Below are 16,217 nucleotides of genomic sequence, written 5' to 3' on the forward strand. Positions count from 1 at the left end.
AACGCGAGAAATCGTTCGTCGAGGGCCCTGCGTCGATGTCAGGCGTTGCACCAGCGTCGCCTTTCCCGCTTATGTAGGTCACACCCTTTCCGCAACGAACTTCCGTGTGACGACGACGATGATGATCCTTCGCCTTGCCTGTGCCTGGGCTTCGGTTGCCGTATTCCTGCTGTTCGGCGACACTCTGCTCGGTCAGCTCGGCGCGCCGTTGCCGTCCCTGCTCGTTTTCCTCTGGTTGCTCGGCGTCATCATCTGGTCGTCCTTCGGCGTCGTGCACGAGGCCGAGGACCTGGCCGACAGGTTGGGCGAGCCCTATGGCACACTGATCCTGACCCTCTCGATCGTCATCATCGAGGTGGCGCTGGTCGGCGCCGTCATGCTCGGCGCGAAGGGGGCGCCGACGCTCGGCCGCGACACGATGTTCGCGGTGCTGATGATCGTGCTCAACGGCGTGGTCGGCATCGGCCTGCTGATCGGCGGCCTGAGGCATTTCCAGCAGCGCTACAACCTGAAGGGCGCCACGTCCTATCTGGCCGTAATCATCCCGCTGACGGTGATCCCGCTCTTCCTGCCGAACTTCACGACCTCGACGCCGGACGGCACGCTGACCTCCTTCCAGGCCATCGCCTTCTCGATCTTCACGGTCGCGCTCTACGGCGCCTTCCTCGCGCTCCAGACGGGGCGGCACAGCATGTTCTTCCGCGAGCCGGAGGAGGACGGCAAGCCGGTCGCGGCTGCCGGCGTCGAGGAGGAGTCTTCTTCCGCACGCGAAATCCTGCCGCATGTCGGGCTGCTGCTCGCCAATATCCTGCCGATCGTCATCCTCTCGAAGAGCCTGGCGGCGGTGCTCGACTTCGGCATCGCCAAGCTCGGCGCGCCCGCCGCGCTCGGCGGCATCCTGATCGCGATGGTGGTGTTCACGCCGGAATGCATTGCCGCGCTCAAGGCGATCACCGCCAATCAGCTGCAGCGCGCGGTCAATCTCTGCCTGGGTGCGGCCGCCTCGACGCTGGGCATGACGGTGCCCGCGGTGCTGCTGATCGGCGTCTTCACCGGCCAGCCGGTGGTGCTCGGCCTGTCGGCGACGAACATGGTGATCGCCGCCATGACCCTGCTGCTCTCGACGCTGACCTTCACTGGCACGCGCACCACCATGCTGGAGGGCGCGGTGCATCTCGCCGTCTTCTTCGTCTTCCTCGTGCTGGTGTTCAGCCCCTGACGGGCAAGCGATAACCCCGCAGGTAATCGACCCGCGCCATCTGCGACGTCATGGTCCTCCGCAACGGCCGGCTTTCGAGCGGCCCTTCGACGGAGAGCACCATGACCGCCTATGCCATCGCCCACCTCCAAGAAGTCCGGCTCGGTCCGGAGATCATCGACTACATCCGGCGCATCGATGCGACGCTTGTTCCCTATGAGGGCCGTTTCCTGATCCATGGCGCGACGCCGGAGATCATCGAGGGGCCATGGCCCGGCGATCTCGTCATCATCGCCTTTCCCGATCTGGAGCGGGCGCGCGCCTGGTACGACTCGCCCGGCTATCGCGAAATCCTGCCGCTGCGGACGGAGAACTCGCTCAGTATGGCGATGATCGTGAAGGGCGTGGAGGCCGGCTATCGCGCGACCGATTTCCTCGCCAAGGCCGGCCTTGCCTGATCCGTTTCGATCAGCTGTGCGAAGCGAGCTCGGTCTCGATGAAGCCTCGCACTTCCTCTGCCGCGACACCCGGCGCGATGAAGCTCTTGCCGATGCCGCGGGCGAGGATGAAGGTCAGCACGCCGCGCTTGACCTTCTTGTCCTGCGCCATGGCGTTGACGATTTCCTCGGCGCTGCCCGCCCCACCCGGCACCTGCTGCAAACGGCTGGGCAGGCCGACATGGTCGAGATGGCGCGAGACCCGCCCGGCATCCTGGCCCGGGCAGAGCCCGAGGCGCTGCGAGAAGCGGAAAGCGAGCGCCAGACCGATGGCGACGGCCTCGCCATGGACAAGGCGCGCGGAATCGTAGTTGGTCAGGCGCTCCAGCGCATGGGCGAAGGTGTGGCCGAGATTGAGGAGCGCGCGGTCGCCCTCCTCGCGCTCGTCGCGGGCCACGATCGCCGCCTTGGCGCGGCAGGAGACGGCGACGGCATGGTCACGCTCCGGGCCGCCGGCGATAACGCGGCTCCAGTTCGCCTCGCACCAGTCGAAGAAGACGGGGTCGTCGATCAGCCCGTATTTCACGACCTCGGCGTAGCCGGCCTTGAACTCGCGCTCGCTCAGCGTGTCGAGGAGGGCGGTGTCGGCGACGACCAGCGCCGGCTGGTGGAAGGCGCCGATCAGGTTCTTGCCATATGGTGAGTTAATGCCGGTCTTGCCGCCGACCGAGGAATCGACCTGCGAGAGCAGCGTGGTCGGCACCTGGATGAAGCGGACGCCGCGCCGCAGCACCGCTGCGGCGAAGCCGGTGAGATCGCCGACGACGCCGCCGCCGAAGGCGATGACGAGGTCGTTGCGTTCTATCTTCGCCGCCAGCAGGGCATCGCAGAGCGCGATGAACTGGGCATAGGATTTCGAGCCTTCGCCCGGCGGGATGGTGATGCGGCTCGAGGTGATGCCTTCCTGGTGCAGGCAGGCCTCGAAGGCGGCGCCGTGCAGGGCGGCCACGCTGGTATCGGTAACGAGGGCGGCCTTGGCGCCGGGCGCGAAGGTCGCAATCAGGGCGGCGGCCTCGCAGAGCTGGTGGCGGCCGATATGGATGTCGTAGGCGCGGCCCTCCAGCGCGACGGGGACGGTGATCCGCGCGCCGGCCTTCTCGGTCAGGGTGGCGTTCATGGCGTGTCTTCTCCGGCCGTCAGGCGCAGATAGCCGCCCAATGCGGCAATGGTTTCGCCGACCACGAGTTCGTGAGGCTCGTCGCTCGACTGGATCGTCAGGTCGGCAAGCGCGTAGACGGGTTCGCGATCGGCCAGCATCCGGCGCAAGGTCGCCTCGGGGTCGGTCGTCTGAAGCAGCGGCCGGTTGGAGCGCTTGCGGACGCGGCGCATCAGCACATCGGGCTCGGCCTTGAGCCAGACCGAAACGCCGAGCTGCTTGATGCGCTCGCGCGTTTCGGCATTCATGAAGGCACCGCCGCCGGTCGCGAGCACGAGCGGCGCGCGGGTCGTGAGAATGCGGCTGATGACGCGGCGCTCGCCATCGCGGAACTCGGCCTCGCCGCGCTGCGCGAAGATCTCGGGAATCGTCATGCCCGCCGCCGTCTCGATCTCGGTATCGGCGTCGACGAAGGGCATGCCGAGGCGGCTGGCGAGCCGGCGCCCGACAGAACTCTTGCCGGAGCCCATCATCCCGACGAGCACGATGGCGCGGCTGCCGAGAGCAGCGCGGAGATCGGCCGTGTCCGGGGCGGTGATTGTGGCGGCGGCAGTCATCGATCTTATTTCCTCGGCACGCTGTAGCACGCAGGCGCCGGCCGCGTCATGCCTCCGTCATGGTTTTGCCGCGCTTTGCGTGGGGCTGTGGCCTGCCTGCCCTTGCGCGGCGCGGGCGGCATCGCGGATAGTCGGCTGGCCCAAGATCGCGCGATTGCAAGAGTTCGCCCGAAGTGCCGACGTTATTCCGTTTCCTCGCCTTCGTCGCGGTCATCGCCGGTCTGGTTTTCGGGGGCATGGTGGCGCTCGTGACCTTCGTCCAGCCGGTGCAGCGCGAGATGGTCGAGATCGTGCCGCCCTCGAAACTTCAGCCGAAATGAGCCGGTTGTCGCGCCAGCGGCTGAATGCTTACCTCGACATGCTGGCGGCCGAGCGCGGCGCGGCGCGCAACACGCTCGAAGCCTATGAGCGCGACGTCGAGGATTATCTCGGCTTCCTTGCCAACAAGCCTGTGGCCGACGCCACGGCGGATGATATCCGCGGCTGGCTCGCCGATCTCTCGGCGCGCGGGCTCAAGGCCTCCTCGGCGGCGCGGCGGCTTTCCGCCGTGCGGCAGTTCCATCGCTTTCTCTATACCGAAGGGTTGGCGGGGACCGACCCCTCCGCCGCGATCTCGGGCCCCCGCCGAGGGCGGCCGCTGCCGAAGGTGGCCTCGGTCGGCGATGTCGACCGGCTTCTCGAAACTGCGCGGGCGGCATGTTCGCGGGAGGGGCTGACCAAGACGGCCCGGCTGAAGGCGCTGCGAATGCGCTGCCTCGTCGAGATGCTCTACGCCACGGGCCTGCGTGTTTCCGAGCTGATAGCGCTGCCGCGATCGGCCGCGACGACACGCGAGCGCTTCCTGATTGTGCGCGGCAAGGGCGACAAGGAGCGGCTGGTGCCGCTGAACGAGGCGGCGCGGCAGGCTGCGCGGGAGTGGCTGGAGGCGCTGATCGAGGCCGGCGAAGGCGAGGGACGCTGGCTCTTCCCCTCGGATGGGGAGAGCGGGCATCTGACCCGTCAGGTCTTCGCGCGCGATCTCAAGGTGCTCGGCGGGGCGGCGGGGCTCTCGGCCGCGGCGCTCAGCCCGCATGTGCTGCGGCATGCCTTCGCGAGCCATCTGCTGCAGAACGGGGCCGATCTGCGGGTCGTGCAGGAGCTGCTGGGCCATGCCGACATCGCGACGACGCAGATCTACACCCATGTCCTCGACGAGCGGTTGAAGAGCATGGTGCGCGATCTCCATCCGCTGGCGGATGGCGAGTGAGGCACGGCCGTCGCCGCGTCATTCTCGGGCGGAGCGAAGCCTAGACCCGAGAATCTCAAGACGAGAGAAGCTGGTTTCCGAGATGCTCGGGTCAGGCCCGAGCATGGCGTACAGCGTTCACGCCTCGGAGCAGCGGATCTGCTGGACGCGCTTGGGCATCTCGCCGACGGCCGGGATGAACTGGCCGGTGACCGGATCGAGGATCATCAGCACGCCCGTGGCGACCGCGAAATAGGCGCCGTGCAGGTGCAGCCTGCCCTTGCTTTCGAGGATCTGGACGCAGGGGAAAGTGCGGAGATTGGCGAGCGATTGCTGGACGGAAGCCAGTTCGAGCCGATGCAGGTAGCCGTCGAAGCTTTCGTTGCGGCCGCGCCCGCCGGTGCGCTCGGCCGCCGGGCCGATCAGGGTGATCCATTTGCCGATGAAGTCGCCGGGCGAGAGCGCTTCCTGGCTGTCGTCTGCGAAGGCGCGGATGCCGCCGCAGCGGCCATGGCCGAGCACGACGATATGCTGGACCTTGAGCGCTTGCACGGCATATTCCAGCGCGGCCGACGTGCCGTGGAGCTGGTTGTCCGGCTGGAAGGGCGGCACGAGATTGGCGATGTTGCGGGCGACGAACATCTCGCCCGGCCGCGCATCGAAGATGACCTCCGGCGAAACGCGCGAGTCGCAGCAGCCGATCAGCATGATCTTCGGCGTCTGGCCGTGTTCGCCGAGTTCTTCGTATCGGCCCTTTTCGCGGAGAAAACGGTCGTCGAGGAAGGTCCGATAGCCTTCCGTCAGGCGCTGCGGGAACGGCTCAGCAGGCTTTTCCATGGCTCTTCTCGAACAGGAAAGCGCGGGCTTCGTCAAGTCGATGTTGCGGTGCGATACGGGCGAGCGCCTATCGGCCGCCGTGAATCCGCGTTTCGAGCGCCGAGACGAGTGCGCGAGGCTCACCCCGCAAAAGCACGGTCTTCAGCCGCGCGCTGGCGCCGGCGACGATGGCGATCTGCGAGCGCGGCAGCCTGAGCTCACCCGACAAAAGCAGGATGAGTGCGGCGTTCGCCTCGCCCTCCGTCGGTGCTGCCCGGACGCGAGCCTTCAGCACGAAGCGACCGTCGGCCAGGGTCTCGACACCATCTAGCGCATCGCGGCCGCCGCGTGGCGTCAGCCTGACGGTCAGGCTGACGCCTTCGCCTGTTTCCCGCCAGGGACGGCTGGTCGGATCGCTCATCGGCTCTCTCTTCGGCCCTCTCGTCGGGAAGGGGCAGCCATGCGCCGCCGGGTCATGGACATACCGGTCGCGTCGCCTAGTCTGGCTGCCTGCGCCCTGTGCGGCATAACGCTTGCCAAGGCGCCTGCGCAACGGAGACACCCGCCTTGACCGAACCTTGCGATCTCAGCGCCGTCGCCGCGCGCGCCCTCATCGGCGCCCGGAAGCTTTCCGCCCGCGAACTGCTCGAAAGCTGCATCCGCCGCATGGACGAGGTCGATCCGGCTGTGAACGCGATGGTGGCGCGGGACGACGAGGCGGCGCGCAAGGCGGCAGCCGAGGCCGACGAAGCGACGGCGCGCGGCGATGCGCTGGGCGCTCTGCACGGCCTGCCGGTCGGGATCAAGGATCTCGAAAACACCGCGGGACTGCGCACCACCTATGGCAGCGCGCTCTATCGCGATTTCGTACCGAAGGAAGACCAGCTGATCGTCGCCTCGGTGCGCAAGGCCGGCGCGATCATCGCCGGCAAGACCAACACGCCCGAATGGGGCGCCGGTGCCAATACCCGCAATGCCGTCTACGGCGCGACGGGCAACCCCTTCGATCCGTCGAAGAGCGCGGCCGGCTCCTCCGGCGGTTCGGGCGTGGCGCTGGCGACGGGCATGGTGCCGATCGCGACCGGCTCCGACACGGGCGGTTCGCTGCGCAATCCGGCGGCCTTCAACGGCATCGTCGGCTTCCGCCCGACGCCGGGCCTCGTGCCGAGCGAGAAGCGGGCTCTTGGCTGGTATCCGCTTCCGGTACTCGGGCCGATGGCGCGCAACGTGCCCGATCTCTGCCTGCTGCTTTCCTCCATGGTCTCCGATAACGGCGCCGATCCGCTCGCCACGACCGTGCATGGCCAGACGATCCGCCGGCCTGAGGATTTCGCCAGGCCCGACGCGATCGATCTCGCCTCGCTCAAGGTGGCGCTGACGCCCGATTTCGGCTTCGCCCCGACGGAGCGGCATATCAAGGACGTCTTCGCCGAGAAGGCCGGGGCGTTCAGCCATCTCTTCCATGCTGCCGAAGAAGCCACGCCGGATTGCGACGGCACCGACGAGGTCTTCGAGATCCTGCGTGCGGTCGGCTTCCTCGCGGGCCATCTCGACAAGGTGCGCGACACGCCGGACATGGTCGGGCCTAATGTGCGGGCCAATGTCGAGGAAGGGCTGGGCTATTCGGCGCTCGACGTCACGCGGGCGCTGAAGCAGCAGACGGCGATCTACCAGCGCTGGCAGCAATTCTTCGAGCGCTACGACGTCATCCTGTCGCCAGCGGTGACCTTGAGCCCCCGGCCCTGGACCGAGCTCTTCCCCGCCGAGATCGACGGCAGGGCGACGCGGACCTATTTCCACTGGCTGGCGCTGGCCTATGCCGTCACCATCGTCGGACACCCGGCGATCTCGCTGCCGGTCGGGCTCGACCGCAACGGCATGCCCTTCGGGCTCCAGATCGTCGGGCCGCGCGGCGGCGATGCCAAGGTGCTGGCGGTGGCCGCCGCGCTGGAGGCGGCGCTGGCGGGCGACCCGCTGACGGCGCGGCCGGTGCCGGACCTCGCCAGGCTCGCCAAGGCCCGGCCGATCAGCGAGAGCCCGAATTTCATGGGCTTCGCCTGAACGGACACAATCATCAACCAGAAAAAGGGGAGAGCAAGCATGAAGCGTCGCGATTTTCTCACGGGGACGGCCGCGCTGGCCATCGCCGGCCCGAGCCTGACGCGGTCCGCCGCCGCGCAGAGCGCCACGACCCTGAAGTTCGTGCCACAGGCCAACCTGACGGCGCTCGATCCGATCTGGACGACGGCGACCGTGACCAACAACCACGGCTATTTCGTCTTCGACACGCTCTATGGCGGTGATCTCGACCTCAAGCCGCAGCCGCAGATGGCCGAGGGCCACGAGATCTCGGCCGACGGCAAGACCTGGCGCATCAAGCTGCGCGAGGGGCTCGCCTTCCACGACGGCGCCCCGGTCAAGCCGGCCGACTGCATCCAGAGCATGAAGCGCTGGTGCCAGCGCGATCCCTATGGTCAGCTCCTGACCAAGGTCGTCGAAGCCTGGAGCGCGCCCGACGAACGCACCATCGAGATCAAGCTGACCCGGCCCTTCCCGATGATGCTGGACCTGCTCTCCAAGGCGGACAACCCGCCCTTCATCATGCCGGAGCGGCTGGCCCAGACCGACGCCACCAAGCAGGTGACGGAGATGGTCGGCTCCGGTCCCTACAAGTTCGTCCCCGGCGAATATGTCACCGGCAGCCGCGTGGTCTACGAGAAGTTCGACGGCTACAAGCCGCGCAGCGAGGCGCCGAGCCGCAATGCCGGCGGCAAGGTCGCGAACTTCAAGCGGATCGAGTGGCACATCCTGCCCGATCCGGCGACCTCCGCCGCGGCCCTGACGACGGGCGAGGTCGACTGGTGGGAGCGTCCGCTCGCCGATCTGCAGCCGATGCTGGCCCAGAGCCCCGACATCAAGCGCGAGATCATCGACAAGGCCGGGCGCGGCGCCATCATCCGGCTGAACCATCTGCAGCCACCCTTCAACAACCCGAAGGTGCGTGCCGCCGTCCGCATGGCGGTGAAGCAGGAAGACTATATGCGCGCCGCCCAGGGCGACGACACCTCGACCTGGCAGGTCTGCCGCAATCTCTGGTGGCGCGGCACGCCCTATTACACCGGCGAGCAGGAAGATCTGATGCCGGGCAGCATCGAGAAGGCCAAGGCCGCGCTGAAGGAGTCCGGCTACAATGGCGAGAAGGTCGTGATCATCAACCCGACCGATTTTCCGGATATCGGGCCGCTCGGCGAGGTGACCTACGAACTGCTCAAGCAGCTCGGCATGAACGTGGAGATGGCGGCGAGCGACTGGGGTACGGTGATCCAGCGCCGCAACAGCCGCGAGGGCGTCGAGAAGGGCGGCTGGAGCATCTTCCACACCACCGGCGCGGCGATCGGCTGGGGCAACCCGGCGCTGTCGAACCTTGTGCGCGGCCAGGGCGACAAGGGCTGGTTCGGCTGGTGGAAGAGCGACAAGGCCGAGGAACTGGCCGAGCAGTGGCTCTATGCGCCCGATGAGGCCGCGCAAAAGAAGACGGCGGTCGATCTCGGCCGGCTGGCGCTGGAAGAATGCGGGACGATCCCGCTCGGCCAGTTCGTCATCCGCACGGCCTATCGCAAGAACCTGACCGGCATGCTGGCAGGCTCCGCGCCCTATCCCTGGGGCTTGAAGCGGGTCTGACCCCCGCTCGTCATGCTCGGGCTTGACCCGAGCATCTCCGGCAAGAGATTCTCGGGTCTGCGCTCCGCTTCACCCGAGAATGACGGCCCTTGCCGCGCCGGGCTGACGCGGTCACCGTCAGCGCTGTGCCGCGACTGCCGCCGACCAGGGCGAGGCGGCGTCGCTCGAGCCTTCGGCGCCCTCGCGGTCGGCCCGGATGAAGTTCGGGCAGGCGAAGTTGATCGGCAGCACGGCATGCTCGACGAGGGTCGTCGGGCCAGCCTGCTCCAGCGCCGCCAGCGTCTCGGCGGGCAGTCGCAGATCTGCGCTGGTCGAGTCGGGGCCGGAGACGTCGATGCGCTGATGGTGCGCCGTCGCTTCGGTATCCATGCCGAAATCGAGCTGCCAGGCGAGGGTCTGGTAGACGCTGGCGAGGATGCGCCGCCCGCCGGAGGAGCCGGCGGCCAGGCGCGGCCAGCCGCCATCCCTGGGCGTCACCACGACCGGGCACATGTTGCAGAGCGGGCGGGCGCCGGGCGCGATCGCATTGGCGCTGCCGGGGCGGGGATCGAACCACATCATGCCGTTGTTCATCAGCACGCCGGTGCCCGGCAGCACGACGCGGCTGCCCATCGAGGACAGCAGCGTGGTGGTGACGGTGACGAGATTGCCCTCGCCGTCGACCACGGTGAGGTGCGTGGTGCAGGTGTCGCCCGGCTCCTTGGCCGTGGTGGCGGCGCCAAGGCCGTCGAGGCGCTCGCGATAGGCCTCGCGCATGACGCGGGAGAGTTGCGCGAACCAGGCGGCCGAAGGGCTGTCGCCATCGATCGGCGCATCGGCCATGCCGGCGACCACGCGTTCAAGTGTCGGTGCCGCGGTGAGGCCGCCGGCCGTATGGACGAGGTGGCTGCCGCGCCAGTCGATCGTCGGCGCCTCGCGCAGCTCGGCCTTGCAACCCGCCAGATCCTGCTCGTCCACGACGCCACCGGCGGCGGCGATGTCCGCCGCGAGCCGGCGGGCGAGATCGCCGCTGTAGAAGTCGTCGAGGCCGGCTCTGGCGAGGTGTTCGAGGGTCTCCGGCAGCTTGCCGAGCGTCATGAAGCCGGGCGAGCCCTGATAGGGCGGCACCGGCGGCAGGCCGCCGGGCAGGTAGATGCGCGCGCTCTCCTCATAGAGCCGCAGCACCGCGGCGGAAGAGGCGATCTTCAGCGTCGTGTACCAATCTGCCGGCAGGCCGCGCCGGGCGAGCGCGATCGCGGGCTGCAGGATATCCGCCAGCGGCAGCGCCGAGCCGAAGGCCTGCTTGAGCTTGGCATAGCCGGCGACCGAGGACGGGATGCAGAAGGAGAGGGGGCCGTGGATGTTGCGGTCGCCGACGACCTCCGGCCAGGTGAAGAGGTCCTTCTTCATCTCGCCGGTGAGGGGGTAATCGGCGGGATCGGCGCGGCGCGGCGCGACAGGGCCGAAATCGACCACCTGCGCCCGGCTTTCTCCGGCCTTCAGCACCACCGCGAAGCCGATACCGCCGAGGCCGCTGTTCCAGGGCTCGACCGCCGCGAGCGCGAAGCAGGCCGCGACCGCTGCGTCGGCGGCATTGCCGCCCTGCTCGAGAATCGCCGTTCCGGCCTCGGCCGCCTCGCGGCTCTGCGAGACGACGATGCCGTGCCGGCCGCGGGCGGCCGGCTTGGTCAGAACCCAGTTCTGGCTGCGATAGGGGCGAGCGGCTGCGGCCATGCGGGCGACCTCGATCGATTGTGGAGGTCGCCATACTGCATGCCGGCCGCGGCGCCGTCGAATGCGTCGTGGAAGCCCGGGAGCCGCGCGGCGCGCAGGGCAGGCGCCGTCAGAAGACGTTCGGGTAGATGTAGCGGACGATCACGCTCTGGATGAAGTAGATGATCAGCAGCAGGATGATCGGCGAGATGTCGATGCCGCCGAGATTCGGCAGGCGCTCGCGGATCGGGCGCAGGGCCGGCTCCGTGACGCGGTAGAGCGCGTCCCAGATGGTCGCGACGAACTGGTTGCGGGTGTTGATGACATTGAAGGCGATCAGCCAGCTCAGCACCGCCGAGGCGATCAAAATCCACACATAGATCTGCAGGGCGAGCAGAACCACGTCGAGAACGGCACGCATCGATCTTCCTCTTGGGCCTTTTCGGAAAGATGTCGCGGAATATCGTCCGCCGGCGCCAAAACAGATGGCGGAGGTGATTGACATCCACGCGGCGCACGGCCTAGAAGGCCAGCGCCTTGGGGCTGTAGCTCAGATGGGAGAGCGCTGCAATCGCACTGCAGAGGTCAGGGGTTCGAATCCCCTCAGCTCCACCAAATTTTCGATCTAAGTGATTGGAAAAGTTGGTGGTTTCCGAAGGCTCAGAAATGCGGTCCTAGCTTCGGCCCTAGGCTGTTTGTCGGTTACAAGCGGCCTGCAGCGAGCAGCTACGGACGATTGGCCGCATGTGACGAGTTGGATCAGAGCGGGACCCACTGGTTTCGACGTGGGGTCGGAGCGCCAGTTGTCAACGCGGCCGAGCGAGAAGTTGAAGATCGCTCCCGCCGGCACGGCCGCGTTGTCCAATAGTACCTCAGCAATCTAGATCCCGCGATCAAAGAGCCGACCCTGGCTCCGTCTGGTCGTTCAACCGCAACTGAATGGCTTGCGTGTCCAAGTAGCCAAGCACGTTTGCAGCTGCAAACTTCCAGCTCGAGCAGCCAATTTGATCGCGTTAAATTGGGCGGTCGATTGGCGAGTCGACGCTTGCGCATTGTGCATTGAGAATTGCGTAGCCTAAGGCGGGAGCGCATATGCCGCGGGCCTCGAAGCGAGTGATAAAGTGACTCTTTAGATCACTTCCTATTGCAATCGATAATCCAGTGATGTAGTGAATCATCGCATCACTGGAGACAACGCATGAACTCGCTTCGCGAACACGGAATCCAACGCAGCGCGACCTACGAAGAGCGGTCGGAGGCCTTTGGCAGGTGGTTCGACGCCGATGTGGATGCCGCCACGTCGCTAATCGCGCTGGTTACCCGGCTTGGACAAAACTTGGAGCGCATTATTGGAGTAGACCAGACTGCGCGTGCTTTCGCGCAACTGGATAACTGCACAGCCGAATGGCAGGAGGCTGTTCAAGAGACGGGCTTCTACCTCGAGACGAAGTTGGGAGAGAAGCTGACGACCCTGTCCGCGTATGCGGTATTTGGCCTCCTTGATCGTGGTGGTTCGGGCGAACAAGAGATCCGCGAGACCTTCGAAACGGTTGAAGAGCTGCTCCTCGACTGCCCTCCCGATCGTTGGCTTCCTGACGCCGAAAGCGAGCCGCTCTTTCCGACTCTTCTGATGGCGAGGGCGCGGTGGAATCTGGACAACGCATCTGGCGTCGCCGCAGAGGGCTTAGCTCTGCTGGGGAACGTCAAGCTCAGCCGGATACGCAACATGATGTCCGGGGCCACGCCCGAATTGCCGAAGGACGCGGCTGGTCTCCTGTCGAACGAGGCCGCCCGCGCATGGCTAGATAAGCGCGATTCCTTTCTGCCGACGATCTCGAAATGTGAAAACGTGGCGCTTACGGACGAGCCGACGGAAATGACACCTGTTTTTGTTCCTGTCGCTCGCGATGGCTCGATCTTCACGCCCAGCACAAGCCGTGGCGGTCGCTATCAGATCGGCGACAAGGGCTCGGAGGAAGTGTTCCAGGACTACGACGAAGCACTGCAGCGGCTTCAAGCTATGCCTGTCGCGAAGTGGCGCCGTCCCAACGAGAACGACAACTGGGGCATTGTCAGCGCAATCGAGTGGCGCCGTGTCGATCGCAACACCCTCTGATCGACGCACTACCGCCAGCGATCACACTCTCACAATCCTGCCCGAACGACGCCATGCATCAACGGCGCCGAACTGCGGATCATTGCTAAATTCGGAGTTGAGATGGACATCACCCGTCATGCGCAACTGCGAGGTATCCAGCGCAGCATTCCAGCCGAGATCGTCGCAACGATCTTCGCTTACGGCACTCAGCGTAAGGCCCCGGGAAGAGCGATTCGGTTGATGTTCGACAGGGCTTCCATCGCCTTAGCCGCCGATGGGAGTGATCGTCGGCGATCAGAGTTGGAGCGCTACAACGGCGTGTATCTCGTCGTTGGTGAGCACGGGCACGTAGTCACAGTAGCGCGGCGGCATCGTCGCTGGTTCAACTGATCATCCTGAATAGCGAGACGAACAATGGACCACTCGGCCCGAAATGCCCTTGACGCACTTTTGAAGCAGACCGCTCGCCGGACCGCTGATGCTCCGCAAAATGAGCGTGGGCTCTATGGCTTGATCGATCATCTTGGCTATTTGAGCTACATAGGTTCAACCAGTTCGACAACGCAGAGCCTGTACGAGCGCATACACCAACGACACCGCACCGGCTCAGAAGGCATGAGCCACTATTTCTCGCACATGTACAACGTGGGGCGCATGTGGAGAGACAGGAAGAGCCTGTCGACAGTGGCGGATGGCGGCTACGCTAAGGCATTGCGCAACGCGTTTATTGCGGATCATTGCGCAGCAATTTGGCTTCCGATCTCGGGGCACGTCGATATCTCAGCCTTGGAACGGGAAGTGATTGCGATTGCTCCCGCCGAGGCTATCGCTTGGAATCGAAAAGCGGCGGCGGCCTACGAGGAGCCTCAGCACCTCGTTGATCTGACCATTGCTCGGCTGGGATGGGGGCAGGCTCAAGTGGAGGCGATTGAACGCCAGCGAAGCCGCTATCTCGGCACGTTGCAAGAGTATGGATTCACTCTTCCGTCAAAAGCTCCGGGCTCCGTCAGGGAGCTTCCGCTCGGCGAGTTCCGATTTGTCGCGCTTGACGTTGAGACGGCGAATTATAGTCGCGCCAGCATCTGTCAGATCGGATTGGCCTTCGTGTGCCCAGACAGGACGATCCAGACGTGGGTCACCTACATCGACCCGCAGACAGACGATTGGTCATGCAGCCGAATTCACGGGATAACCGCTCGCACGGTTCGCGGCGCGCCGACGTTCGATCAGGTTCTACCTATGCTCCAAATGGCTTTGACTGGGCAGGTCGTTTACCAGCATTCGAGCTTCGATCAGACCGCAATCAACGCCGCATGCACCCAAGCTGGGTTTAAGCAGCCTGCATGGACGTGGCGGGACAGCGTTCAAGTCGCACGCGGGGCCTGGCCAGAACTCAAGGGCAATGGCGGGCATGGTCTTGCTTCGTTGAAGCGGCACCTTGGCTTGAATTTCGTCCATCACGATGCCGGTGAAGATGCGCGAGCATCGGCCGAAGTGGTGCTTCGGGCGGAAACGTTAACGGCGCTTCGAACCCCGCCCGTAGTCCAGGCCCTGACCGAGGCGCGAGTGTCGCCCCAGGAGCTTCAGCGCCGTGCTCAATCGACTGCGGAAGAGACACCCACGCGGATGGTCAGCGCCCCCGTGACTGCCACAGCCGTCCGCCATCTCGGCATAACGAGAATTACCGAAGGCAATATCCGGCATAACCACATCTACCTCCGAGATTTTTTCGATAAGTTCCCGCCAGAAGCCGTGGGAGGCTCAAACCGAGCTAGCTCTGCGTCGACAGAAATTTCTATCGACTGGGGCGGGCCCATTCCTGTTCTCACCGACCTTGACGGTGATAAGAAATTCTTTCGGAAGCGCGGGTGGGTTGCGCAATTCTTTAAGCTGAACGAGGTGGCCGTTGGCTCGGCCATATCGGTGGACGAGGTTGCCCCGCTTAGCTACCGCGTAAGTCGGATCGTGCCGTGAAGAGCGAGTTGCTGCTACGCGAACCAAGTCTGGGAAGCGCCTTGATGTCGACGCACGGACACGCTTTCAAGCCATCGAAATTACGCTACGGCGAAGATTCGTCAGTTTTGGTCGCCCTTTCGGCTCCATGAACGGCGATCGCCCGGCGCAACTCTTCAACCATCAAGGTGCGAAGGCTTTCAGGGGCGAGGATTTCGACCTGATCGCTCCACGAAAACAGGTGCCATGACAGCTCCAGCATGCCGCTTGCCTGGAAAGTGACAAGGACGGACCCGTCACTTTGCAATTTGACCTCCTGGCTTGGATGGAAAAGCCATCGCTGTGCATCCTGAGCCCGATCCGGCTTGACCCTCAGAACGACGTGCTCCAGCGCTCCGTGGAAAGTACCAAATGAGCGCCCGGCAAACTCAGCGAGATTGAAGTCGAGCGGCACCACGGCCGGTCTGTCTTGGATTTCCAGTTTCTGAATGCGATCCAAACGCCAGGTCTTTGGCTCGTCCTGCTGCCTCTCGGCGGCAACGAGATAGTTGGTCCGCCCAAAAAGGAGACCATACGGCACCACGTGCCGTTGTTCGCCCGGCCGTGATCCGCCGGCATAGACAAATTGCACTTCGCGGCATGCCTTCAGAGCGTGACGAAGCTGTAAAAGCAGATCGCCATCTTCAATGGCTCTGGGGCCAGGTTGAACGGCCACCATTTCAGCCTGGAGCAGCGCTTCCATGTCGGGTCCCAACCGTCGTAGCGCCGATGAGCGCAGCGAGGCCTTCAATTTGCCTTCCAGCGACAAAAGCGCATCGGCGCGGTCGGCATTGCCGGATGCCTGGTAGGCAAGCGCCGTCGTGTTGAGAGCAACGAGCTCCTCGGCTGTCGGAGCCTGGAACAGCCGATCGAGTCCATTGCTGATGCGGAAGCGCTTGTACGGCGGATCGTCCACCGCTTCGAGCTGCGGGAAGATCTGCTCGATTGCGTCCCGCATCCGCTCCGCGGTGCGGCGACCGACACCGGCAACTCGGGCCATCTCGTCAAGGGTGAGCCCCTCGGCCGAGCCGGCAAGAGCCCTGGCCAAGTCAAGAAGTGCTCGTGTCTTTTCGAACCGCAATGAACGCTCCCATCCGTCACCTGCGCAGCCAAGCAAAGCCGACCTTCGGAAATCAGGTGCTGCGGTCGCCATAAACGGCACACGACCGTTTCTGACGCATGGATGTGACATTGTCAGTTTTGGAGCGGGTGCGCGAGTGAGGACCTCGCACAATTGCTGATTTCAATCTCCCGCCGAACTCGCGTAACGAGATTTGGCGTTAGACGGTGAGGGTTACTGTGAAA

The 16,217-nt window shown here is 65.2% G+C and carries 16 protein-coding genes and 1 tRNA gene; 10 read left to right on the plus strand and 7 right to left on the minus strand.

Annotated elements, in window-relative coordinates; genetic code table 11:
- Positions 1 to 121: 121 nt before the first annotated feature.
- The gene (locus AC1DVA_RS16485) at positions 122 to 1,219 is read left to right on the plus strand and encodes a calcium:cation antiporter (protein ID WP_476806576.1); all 1,098 of its coding nucleotides are present in this window, start codon (positions 122 to 124) and stop codon (positions 1,217 to 1,219) included.
- Positions 1,220 to 1,320: 101 nt separating this feature from the next.
- Complete coding sequence (locus tag AC1DVA_RS16490) at positions 1,321 to 1,656, plus strand: DUF1330 domain-containing protein (protein WP_265050520.1); 336 nt, start codon at positions 1,321 to 1,323, stop codon at positions 1,654 to 1,656.
- 10 nt (positions 1,657 to 1,666) lie between these two features.
- Here the strand turns inward: AC1DVA_RS16490 and aroB are convergent, their stop codons facing one another.
- Both aroB and AC1DVA_RS16500 read right to left on the minus strand, forming a co-directional pair.
- Entirely contained in the window at positions 1,667 to 2,812 is a 1,146-nt protein-coding gene (gene aroB / locus AC1DVA_RS16495; protein WP_476806577.1) for a 3-dehydroquinate synthase, read from the minus strand.
- On the minus strand, positions 2,809 to 3,408 hold the full coding sequence (locus AC1DVA_RS16500; protein ID WP_476806578.1) for a shikimate kinase: 600 nt from the start codon (positions 3,406 to 3,408) through the stop codon (positions 2,809 to 2,811). The genes aroB and AC1DVA_RS16500 overlap by 4 nt, the downstream gene beginning before the upstream one ends.
- Before the next feature lie 173 nt (positions 3,409 to 3,581).
- Here AC1DVA_RS16500 and AC1DVA_RS16505 point away from each other — a divergent pair, with 173 nt between their 5' ends.
- Positions 3,582 to 3,728, plus strand: a complete 147-nt coding sequence (locus tag AC1DVA_RS16505; RefSeq protein WP_476806579.1) for a histidine kinase — start codon at positions 3,582 to 3,584, stop codon at positions 3,726 to 3,728.
- Positions 3,725 to 4,654, plus strand: a complete 930-nt coding sequence (locus tag AC1DVA_RS16510) for a site-specific tyrosine recombinase XerD (RefSeq protein ID WP_476806580.1) — start codon at positions 3,725 to 3,727, stop codon at positions 4,652 to 4,654. The genes AC1DVA_RS16505 and AC1DVA_RS16510 overlap by 4 nt, the downstream gene beginning before the upstream one ends.
- Before the next feature lie 117 nt (positions 4,655 to 4,771).
- On the opposite strand, the gene AC1DVA_RS16515 is transcribed toward AC1DVA_RS16510, so the two are convergent.
- On the minus strand, positions 4,772 to 5,470 hold the full coding sequence (locus AC1DVA_RS16515; protein ID WP_476806581.1) for a carbonic anhydrase: 699 nt from the start codon (positions 5,468 to 5,470) through the stop codon (positions 4,772 to 4,774).
- 67 nt (positions 5,471 to 5,537) lie between these two features.
- On the minus strand, positions 5,538 to 5,870 hold the full coding sequence (locus AC1DVA_RS16520; RefSeq protein ID WP_476806582.1) for a DUF167 family protein: 333 nt from the start codon (positions 5,868 to 5,870) through the stop codon (positions 5,538 to 5,540).
- Between the two features lie 146 nt (positions 5,871 to 6,016).
- Between AC1DVA_RS16520 and AC1DVA_RS16525 the strand changes: the two genes are divergently transcribed.
- Entirely contained in the window at positions 6,017 to 7,510 is a 1,494-nt protein-coding gene (locus AC1DVA_RS16525) for an amidase (RefSeq protein ID WP_476806583.1), read from the plus strand.
- Between the two features lie 39 nt (positions 7,511 to 7,549).
- Positions 7,550 to 9,130: an ABC transporter substrate-binding protein gene (locus AC1DVA_RS16530; RefSeq protein ID WP_476806584.1), complete on the plus strand. Its 1,581-nt coding sequence runs from the start codon at positions 7,550 to 7,552 to the stop codon at positions 9,128 to 9,130.
- Positions 9,131 to 9,247: 117 nt separating this feature from the next.
- On the opposite strand, the gene AC1DVA_RS16535 is transcribed toward AC1DVA_RS16530, so the two are convergent.
- Together AC1DVA_RS16535 and AC1DVA_RS16540 are read right to left on the minus strand one after the other, a co-directional pair.
- Positions 9,248 to 10,843 carry a gamma-glutamyltransferase gene (locus AC1DVA_RS16535; RefSeq protein ID WP_476806585.1) on the minus strand — a complete coding sequence of 532 codons (1,596 nt, stop codon included), beginning with the start codon at positions 10,841 to 10,843 and terminating at the stop codon, positions 9,248 to 9,250.
- Between the two features lie 109 nt (positions 10,844 to 10,952).
- Entirely contained in the window at positions 10,953 to 11,243 is a 291-nt protein-coding gene (locus tag AC1DVA_RS16540) for a YggT family protein (RefSeq protein WP_265050510.1), read from the minus strand.
- Positions 11,244 to 11,361: 118 nt separating this feature from the next.
- Here AC1DVA_RS16540 and AC1DVA_RS16545 point away from each other — a divergent pair.
- From AC1DVA_RS16545 to AC1DVA_RS16560, 4 genes are all read left to right on the plus strand, one after another.
- Positions 11,362 to 11,437: transfer RNA gene (locus tag AC1DVA_RS16545), tRNA-Ala, on the plus strand.
- Between the two features lie 583 nt (positions 11,438 to 12,020).
- Positions 12,021 to 12,938: a hypothetical protein gene (locus AC1DVA_RS16550; protein WP_476806586.1), complete on the plus strand. Its 918-nt coding sequence runs from the start codon at positions 12,021 to 12,023 to the stop codon at positions 12,936 to 12,938.
- Between the two features lie 102 nt (positions 12,939 to 13,040).
- Positions 13,041 to 13,310 (plus strand): hypothetical protein, encoded by a 270-nt coding sequence (locus AC1DVA_RS16555; RefSeq protein ID WP_476806587.1) that lies wholly within the window; start codon positions 13,041 to 13,043, stop codon positions 13,308 to 13,310.
- Between the two features lie 24 nt (positions 13,311 to 13,334).
- Complete coding sequence (locus AC1DVA_RS16560) at positions 13,335 to 14,894, plus strand: 3'-5' exonuclease (RefSeq protein ID WP_476806588.1); 1,560 nt, start codon at positions 13,335 to 13,337, stop codon at positions 14,892 to 14,894.
- A gap of 85 nt (positions 14,895 to 14,979) precedes the next feature.
- On the opposite strand, the gene AC1DVA_RS16565 is transcribed toward AC1DVA_RS16560, so the two are convergent.
- Positions 14,980 to 15,993 carry a helix-turn-helix transcriptional regulator gene (locus AC1DVA_RS16565; protein WP_476806589.1) on the minus strand — a complete coding sequence of 338 codons (1,014 nt, stop codon included), beginning with the start codon at positions 15,991 to 15,993 and terminating at the stop codon, positions 14,980 to 14,982.
- Positions 15,994 to 16,217: the final 224 nt, after the last annotated feature.

It is taken from the genome of Allobosea sp. P4_C6 (assembly GCF_056402015.1).